Consider the following 8,613-nt stretch of genomic DNA (forward strand, 5'->3'; position numbering starts at 1 on the left):
AACATCATATCTTTATTATTAAGGTTAAAATAGTCAGTAATACGTACGATACAATCAGCAGGCTAAAAGTAGAGTACTCCCGTTTTTTAAACGTTTTTCTTGAAATTGTCATTTTTTAAATATTTTATTCATAGTCTATATGCCAAAAAGAATTCCATCCTAAAAAAAGAACATATAATACATTGTATAACAATACGATACACTAATTTAACAAACGGTATAAAAACAGGAAAGCCTATCAAAATGATAGGCTCTTTATTAAAATGATAAAAATAATTTATTTCAATCCGTATTCTTCCAGTTTACGGTATAGGGTAGCAATACCAATCTCCAGTAACCTGGCAGCTTCAGCTTTATTTCCTTTTGTATACTGCAATACTTTCTGTATATGTATTTTTTCCAGGGATCTTATGCTCAGGGAGTCACTTTCAGCCACCGCTTTCTCTGAATAGCGAGGAAGGCTTTCGGCATCAAGAATATTATTATCCATAAGAATCAGGCTTCGCTCTACGGCATTTCTCAATTCACGGATATTCCCTTTCCAGTCATTTTTTTCCAACGCTTTATAATAATCCGGATTCACCTGAATAGTTGATAAATGCAGCTTATCTGAAAATAAATTAATAAAATATTTAGCCAGCATTTTTAAGTCCTCTTTCCTCTCTCTTAATGCGGGAAGAGTAATTTCAAAAACGTTCAGTCTAAAATAGAGGTCTTCTCTAAAGTTGCCTTGTTTTATTTCTTCCTCGAGGTTTCTGTTCGTTGCTGCTACAAGCCTAAAATCAGATCTTGAGAGCTTCGTTTCTCCCATTTTTATGAATTCTTTGGTTTCCAGAACCCTAAGCAGCTTTGCCTGAAGTTCTATCGGCATTTCACCAATTTCATCCAGAAACAAAGTTCCGCCATTGGCTTCTTCAATTAAGCCTTTTTTATCTCTTAAAGCACCTGTAAAAGCACCCTGTTTATGTCCAAAAAGCTCACTTTCCAGGATATCCTTACTGAATGCAGAGCAATTGATCGCCACAAAATTATTTTTCTTTCTGTCGCTTCCTTCATGAATGGCATTGGCAAAAACCTCTTTCCCGGTTCCGGTTTCCCCTGTCAAAAGTACGGCAGCATCTGTTAAAGCAACTTTTTCAGCCAGTTTCTTAGCCTGTAAAATGATAGGAGAATGTCCAATAATTTGTTCAAAACCTTTTATGGCAGTAATTTGCTGAACAACTTTTGTTCTGTTGTCTTTTACTTTATCCAGTGCTTTATATACTAATGGAATAATCTTCTCATTATCATCCCCTTTTACCAGGTAATCATAGGCACCATTCTTCATGGCCTGTACAGCATCTGTAATATTTCCAAATGCGGTCATTAAAATGACTTCTAGATGAGGATATTTTGTCTTTATGGACTTGATCAGCTCAACCCCAAAGGCATCAGGAAGACGGACATCGCTTAAAACGACATCAAAATCATACTGCTCCAACATTGTCATCGCTGACCGTGCCGTAGAAGCTTCTTTTACATTAAAATTTTCTTGGGAAAGGATCATACCTAATAACTTAAGGAGTTTGATCTCATCGTCGATAATCAGAATATTTCCTGACATTATAATTGTATTTGGAAAACAGATACAAACTTATTGAATTTATTCGAGTAAAGCACTTTCAATAGTGATCATTTTTTTTCGTACCAATATGACCTATTGTTTCTAAGTCACTATTTCAATTTATATTTGAACTATAAATTACCAGAATACACTATACAAAACAACAATAATTATTATAATCACAAAACTCCATATTGTAAAATTTTTGCCAGTCTTAAACATAGAATAATCAATCTCAAGGCCATTAGCTTCCAATCCTTTTCTTGTTTGTAAAATACTGATCACCCACATTCCGATTATACACATAAGAAAAACGATTGCCATTCTGTCAATAAATGGTATTGCATAAGCATGATCTGTTCCCGGAACAGCTAAACCAAACGGATATAGGAACGATAGATCTATAATCAACGGCATAAATTTTAATAGTACAGAAAAAATAAAACCTCCGATTGTAGCAAATAAAGCAGCATCTGAAGTTGTTTTTTTCCAAAAGAAACCGAGCAGAAACATTGCAAAAACTCCGGGGCTTACAAACCCCGTATACTCCTGAATATACTGAAAACCGCCTTTTTTATCAATTCCTAAGAATGGGGAAACAAAAATTGCAATAATTACCGCCACAATCACGGTAATCTTACCAATTTTCACCAAGTTTTTTTCAGAAGCATCTTTTTTTATATACTGTTTGTAAATATCTAATGTGAAAATAGTAGCAATACTGTTCGCTTTTCCAGCTAATGAAGCAACAATTGCAGCCGTAAGTGCGGCAAAAGACAGACCTTTCAGGCCCGAAGGAAGGAGATTCAGCAATGTTGGATAAGCACGGTCCGGGTTCAGACTTCCGTCCTGAAGCATCTCTTGTTGAAACAAACCCTTTTGATAGAGGACAAAAGCTGCAATTCCCGGAAGGACCACAATTACAGGCATTAATAATTTCAAGAATGCAGCAAATAAAATTCCGGTTCTTGCGGTCTTAAGGTCAGCTCCTAAAGCTCTTTGTGTGATGTATTGATTACATCCCCAATAATTAAGATTGACAATAAGCATTCCTCCAAACAATACAGAAAGTCCGGGAAGATCCATATAATGTTCATTTGTTTTCTTAAAAATCATGTGAAAATGTTCACCCGCATGCTCTTTCATCAATACCAATCCTTTTCCTAAACCGGAAAATCCAGGTTCACCGGAAACCAGTGTTATAGCTAAATAAGTAGTCACCAAGCCTCCCATTATAAGAAAAAACACCTGTATAACATCTGTATAACCTATGACTTTCATTCCGCCTAAAGTAATCATTACAGCAAACAACGCAAGGAATCCCATACATAAAGTAAGATTAAATCCTGAAATCCCGTTAAGTGCCAATGCTCCCAAATAAAGAATAGAGGTAAGATTTACAATAACATACAACATTAACCAAAAGACAGACATAATGAAAGCCACCTTCTCATTATACCTTTTATGAAGATATTGGGGCATTGTATAGATTTTATTTTTGAGATAGACCGGAATAAAAAATACCGCTACAATAATTAGCGTTAATGCTGCCATCCATTCATAAGTAGCAATTGCAAGACCCATACTGAAACCGCTTCCGTTCATTCCTATGAACTGCTCGGCACTTATATTACTGGCAATTAATGAAGCACCAATCGCCCACCACGTCAATGAACCTTCTGCTAAGAAATAGTCTTTGCTGTCTGCTTCCTTTTTTTTCTTTTTCCTGAATATGTAAACCCCGTAAAAAACAATGATAATAAAGTATAATATAAATACAATGTAATCGGGCGCTGTTAGTTTGTTCATATTGTGGATGTGTTTTTATAATGGATAAGAGGGAGATTTCTTAAAATATCTGCACTTTGCTCGGGTGTGATATCACGTTGGGATTCTGCCAGCATCTCATATCCTACCATAAATTTTTTCACATGAGCTGAACGCAGTAAAGGGGGATAAAAATGCATATGAAAGTGCCATTCAGGATGAGGTTTCCCATCAGTTGGAGCCTGATGAATTCCTGCAGAATAAGCAAAAGAAATATTAAAAAGATTATCGTATTTTATCGTTAAGTTCTTCAGAATTTCGGCAAAATATTTTTTTTCTTCTTCAGAAAATTCTAAAATATTTTTAATATTTCTTTTACTGATAATCATTGTTTCATAGGGCCAAATTGCCCAAAACGGAACTACCACCACAAAAAAATCGTTTTCCAGAACCACTCTTTCTTTTGCTTCCAGCTCTTTTTTAAGATAATTTTCTAAAAGTGTTTTCTGTTGTTTTTCAAAATAATTCCTAAAATTCTCCTGTGTTTTAGCAACTTGTGTAGGAATTGACGACTGTGCCCAAATTTGCCCATGAGGATGCGGATTGCTACAGCCCATTACACTTCCCTTATTTTCAAAAATCTGTACGTGGTTGATATAATCAATATTTCCTAAGGTTCGATACTCATTCTGCCAAACCTCAATAATCTTTTCTATCTCTTCAAGTTCCATTTCCGGAAGAGTAAGACTATGATGGTCAGAAAAACAAATGACTCTGTTTATTCCTTTTTCAGGTTTCAAAATAAAAAAGTCTTCTTTATTTTCTGAAAAGTCCACATCATTATCCAGCAATGCTCCAAAATCATTATCAAAGACATAAGGTCCCTTATAATCTGGATTTTTACTGCCATTTACTCTTGTATTTCCTGAACACAGATAACAGGAAATATCATGCTTTAGCTCTTGTATTTCTACATTTTTTTCCTGCTGTCCCTGCCAAGGGCGTTTTGCACGTTGTGGAGAAACAAGGATCCATTCATCCAATAACGGGTTATATCTACGATGCGGATGATCTTTTTTATTAAAGGCTGTATTCATTTTCTTTGTATTCCTTAATCCCGTCAGAAATTTTCACCTGATATACTTTCATATCAATACCGAAAGCTTGTTTGTAAATAGGTTTTATGATATTGATTACATTCTCAACCTGATCCGTTTTAATCAGATTAATAGTGCAGCCTCCAAATCCTCCTCCCATCATTCTTGCTCCCGCTACACCATATAATTTCAAAGTTTCTTCTACGAGAAAATCAATTTCACGACAACTTATTTCGTATTCCTGAGAAAGCCCCTGATGTGTTTCGGAAAGCAGATTCCCCAGATATTTAAAATCCTGCTTTTGAAAGGCGATTACGGCCTCTTCCACTCTTTTAATTTCTTTAATGAGATAAAGACAGCGTTTATAAATGTTTTCACTCATTTCTTCCTTTACCGTTTCCAGCATTTCAAGGGTACAATCCCGAAATGTTTTCATTTCTTTAAAATACTTCCAGATAATCTCTTTACCTTCTTCCACTTCTTTTCTGCGATCGTTATAACCGGAAGTTAAATGAGTATGCTTTACACAGCTATCTAAAAGAACAAAGCTGTAATCCTGCAGTTTTGCATCATAATATTGGTATTCTAAAGAATTACAATTCAGAAAAATTACCTTTTCATTTTTTCCGAAAACTGAAGTAAATTGATCCATAACTCCACAATTAACCCCCACAAAGGTATTTTCAGATTTTTGTCCGATTAAGACAATATCCTCTTTAGATAAATTCAAATTAAAGACAGTATTCAGCGCATATCCAAAGCCGCATTCCAAAGCCGCCGAAGAAGATAACCCCGAGCCCATAGGAATGTTTCCACTGAAAACAACTTCCAAACCGCCAATTTTCATTCCTCTTTTCTGAATCTCATTTATAACTCCCAACAAATAATTTGTCCAAACTTTCTCACCTTTCAAAATAACCTTACTGGCATCAAATGAATAAAAATCGTCTAAATCTTTTGCAAACATTTCACAAATAGCTGATCCTTTTTTTTCACGTATCGCAAAACAAATATATTTGTCAATTGCAGCAGGAAGTACAAATCCGTCATTATAATCTACATGCTCTCCTATAATGTTGATTCTTCCCGGTGAAAGGAAAATATAATCGGGGGCCCCGTCAAAATGCTCCTGGAAGGCATTTTTTGTATGTTGTATGAGCTGATCTTTCATTATCAATTTGCGTTTATTTTAATGGGTATTATATCGTTTTCCTGAATGCAAAAGCAATTTCATTTCTGTAGGTTTCTCCGGCTTTTAAAATTCCATTTTTAAAATTTTTATGATTGGGAGAATCAGGAAAGTTCTGGGCCTCAAAGCAAATTCCACTGCTTTTATGATAAACTGTATTCTCTTTTCCTATCAGAGGATCGCATTGTGCCCCAATGTAGATATGCACACTTGGCTGGTTGGTTCTCACCTCCATGACCCAATTATTTTTTTCATTTTTAAGAATTGCCGCACATTCCCCATTATTCAATACAAATGATGTGTCTATTGCTGCAGGACAATTTTTAAAATCAGAGAAGTCCATAGCTGTATTTTCAGTTTTCAAAAAAACACCAGTAGGGAGTAAATATTTGTTTTTCTCTAAAATTTCAGAAGCAAATACCTTCATTTTTAGATTCGTAACATCTCCATCATGCCCTTCTAAATTAAAATATGAATGCTGAGTAAGATTAATTAAAATATCTTCTTCTGTAATAGCTGTTAAAGTTGTATGCAAAGTATTTTCTTCATCCAGGAAATATTCAACAGTGATTTTTGTTTTGTTATCATTGATTAGCATATCATAAATTAATGTCTCCTCGGATTCAAATACCAAATTCCAAAACTGATTGCTTAGATTAATGCTTCCTCCATGAAGATGATGCATCCCTGCATTTTGCTCCAACTGCACTTCTTTATTCCCATTCCTATATCTTCCAAATTCTACTCTTCCGGCATGAGGGCCAACAACAGCTCCAAAAAAAGGTTGAGAAGAGAGTGTAAAAGATTCCTGGTAATCTTCCAATTGATCAAATCCAAGTACCACATCCGCTTTTTCTGTATCAGAAACAGGAATTTTCACTGAAGAAATAACAGCTCCAAAATCACAAAAAGTAATGTCAAAGCCGTTTTTATTCTTAAGTTTTCTAAAAAAAGAATGTTTTTTTTTCATCATTTGCTATTTTAAAAAGTAAAAACCCCGTAGCAATAAGCCTTGCAGATTTATCCTCAAACATTTCCTATAACTTGGTTAAAATAGAAAGATTGATTAACTTTACATACCATTACCTACCAGTTATTTGTTTTATACTACTAGTTTTTACGAATATGAAACTTATTTACATCAACAGAGAGAGCACTTTTCCGATATATAAACAAATCATAGAAAGCATTGAGAATGCAATTATCAGCAAAAAAATTTTCAGAAATACTAAGCTTCCATCCATTAATAAAGTGTGTATAGAACACAAAATTTCCCGGGACACCGTTTTTATGGCGTATGAAGATTTGAAAAGGAGAGGCATAATACAAGCAGTTCGTTCAAAAGGCTACTATGTAAAAACAGAAGATTTTAACTTTAACAAACGTTATTTTCTTCTTTTTGATGAATTAAATTCCTTTAAAGAAGATCTACTTAATTCTTTTCTTGAAGGGCTGAACAACAAAGTTATTGTAGATACATTTTTTCATCATTTTAATCTGGAGGTATTCCGGAAACTGATTTTGGATAACCTCGGAAATTACTCTAAATACATCATCATGCCCGGAAACATGGAGGGAATAGAAGAAATTATTGATAAGCTTCCAAAAGCTGATGTTTATATAATAGATCAAATGCGGGATTCTTTAAAAAAATATCCAGGAATTTACCAGGATTTTATTGAAGATATCTACAATGCTATGGAATCATCTCTCAATATTTTAAGCAAATACAAAGAATTTATACTGATTTTTCCAGGAAATAAAGAGCCTATAGATATGGTAAATGGTTTTGTGAAATTTTGTACTGCCTATAAGAAAAAATATCAGATTATTCCTGATCTACAAAAGCATTCCTTGAAAAAAGGGCAACTTTTTTTAATTCCCAATGATCGCCAATTAGTAGAAACAGTAGAAAAATGTAAAAGTAAAAATTTAAAAATAGGAAAAGATATTGGGATCATTTCTTATAATGAAATGCCCCTAAAAAAAATTGTAGAAAATGGTATAACTACTCTTTCTACAGATTTCTATGCAATGGGATACAGGCTTTCAGAAATGATTTTAAAAAATGAACAAATACAGATTAAAAATCCCTCAAAGCTCTATCTTAGAAATTCTCTCTAAAATTAGAATTCATTTTTTATTTTGTTATATAAGAGATGAGTTATAAATTATAAGTTATAAGTTATGAGTTATGAATAGTAAATCGTCAATGGTGAATAATAGTCCTGGTTGGTAAATTCAGTTCGTTCAATTCAGTTGAGATATACTATTCAATAGGGACGGGCTTTAACCGTTCTTATTAAAATACAAACCCATCCATCGGCTTTATCTTAAACCTTAATGGGTTTTAATTATCTTGCGTACGTTGCCATTCTTAAGTTTTGGCTAAAGCCATATTGGGATGCTCTTGTTTAAATGGGCTAAAGCCCATTTCTATTGAATAATCAAATAAGCAGGGTAAATATAAATGATGGATAGTAATGAACAGAATGGAATGATCAGTGCTATAAGTGATAAGTGATGAGCTATGAATAGTGAACGGTCAATGGTCAATGGTGAATAATAGGTTGTAAATTCAGTTTGTTCAATTAAGTTTAGGATATACTATTCAATAGGGACGGGCTTTAGCCCGTTCTCATCCAAAAGAAAACCATCCATTGGCTTTAGCCTAAACTTAATAGAAGGGTTATGAGTTAGGAGTTAATAGTTGAGAGTTAGGAGTTGAGGGTTGACAGCACTATTAACTATTAACTATTAACTATCAACTGAGGTTGGGTATAGTTTAGAGTTGGAGTATAGGAGTATAGCAGTTATAGTATATAAACAAAAAAAAAATCCTCTATCTTACGATAAAGGATTTTTAAAAATAAAATAAAAACTGGCGGCGGCCTACTCTCCCGCGTTAGCAGTACCATCGGCGCTGGTGGGCTTAACTTCTGTGTTCGGAATGGGAA

At 34.1% G+C, this 8,613-nt stretch carries 6 protein-coding genes and 1 pseudogene; 2 read left to right on the forward strand and 5 right to left on the reverse strand.

Going from position 1 to position 8,613, the window contains the following annotated elements; translation table 11 throughout:
- Window positions 1-277 precede the first annotated feature (277 nt).
- The 5 genes from LQV47_RS20805 to LQV47_RS20825 all read right to left on the reverse strand — a co-directional run bounded on the left by LQV47_RS20805 (window position 278) and on the right by LQV47_RS20825 (window position 6,629).
- Entirely contained in the window at window positions 278-1,603 is a 1,326-nt protein-coding gene (locus LQV47_RS20805; protein WP_230041044.1) for a sigma-54 dependent transcriptional regulator, read from the reverse strand.
- A 138-nt stretch (window positions 1,604-1,741) separates the two neighbouring features.
- On the reverse strand, window positions 1,742-3,412 hold the full coding sequence (locus tag LQV47_RS20810) for a sodium/solute symporter (protein WP_230041045.1): 1,671 nt from the start codon (window positions 3,410-3,412) through the stop codon (window positions 1,742-1,744).
- On the reverse strand, window positions 3,409-4,467 hold the full coding sequence (locus LQV47_RS20815; RefSeq protein WP_230041046.1) for a UDP-glucose--hexose-1-phosphate uridylyltransferase: 1,059 nt from the start codon (window positions 4,465-4,467) through the stop codon (window positions 3,409-3,411). Before LQV47_RS20815 ends, LQV47_RS20810 begins: the two co-directional genes overlap by 4 nt.
- Window positions 4,451-5,638 carry a galactokinase gene (galK, locus tag LQV47_RS20820; protein ID WP_230041047.1) on the reverse strand — a complete coding sequence of 396 codons (1,188 nt, stop codon included), beginning with the start codon at window positions 5,636-5,638 and terminating at the stop codon, window positions 4,451-4,453. The genes LQV47_RS20815 and galK overlap by 17 nt, the downstream gene beginning before the upstream one ends.
- A gap of 28 nt (window positions 5,639-5,666) precedes the next feature.
- Entirely contained in the window at window positions 5,667-6,629 is a 963-nt protein-coding gene (locus LQV47_RS20825) for an aldose epimerase family protein (protein WP_230041048.1), read from the reverse strand.
- Window positions 6,630-6,781: 152 nt separating this feature from the next.
- Between LQV47_RS20825 and LQV47_RS22625 the strand changes: the two are divergent.
- Window positions 6,782-7,000, forward strand: a pseudogene (locus LQV47_RS22625) (GntR family transcriptional regulator); the annotation flags it as partial.
- Between the two features lie 225 nt (window positions 7,001-7,225).
- On the forward strand, window positions 7,226-7,780 hold the full coding sequence (locus LQV47_RS22630; protein WP_354961379.1) for a substrate-binding domain-containing protein: 555 nt from the start codon (window positions 7,226-7,228) through the stop codon (window positions 7,778-7,780).
- Window positions 7,781-8,613: the final 833 nt, after the last annotated feature.

Source organism: Chryseobacterium sp. Bi04 (assembly GCF_918698085.1).
GTDB lineage: Bacteria > Bacteroidota > Bacteroidia > Flavobacteriales > Weeksellaceae > Chryseobacterium.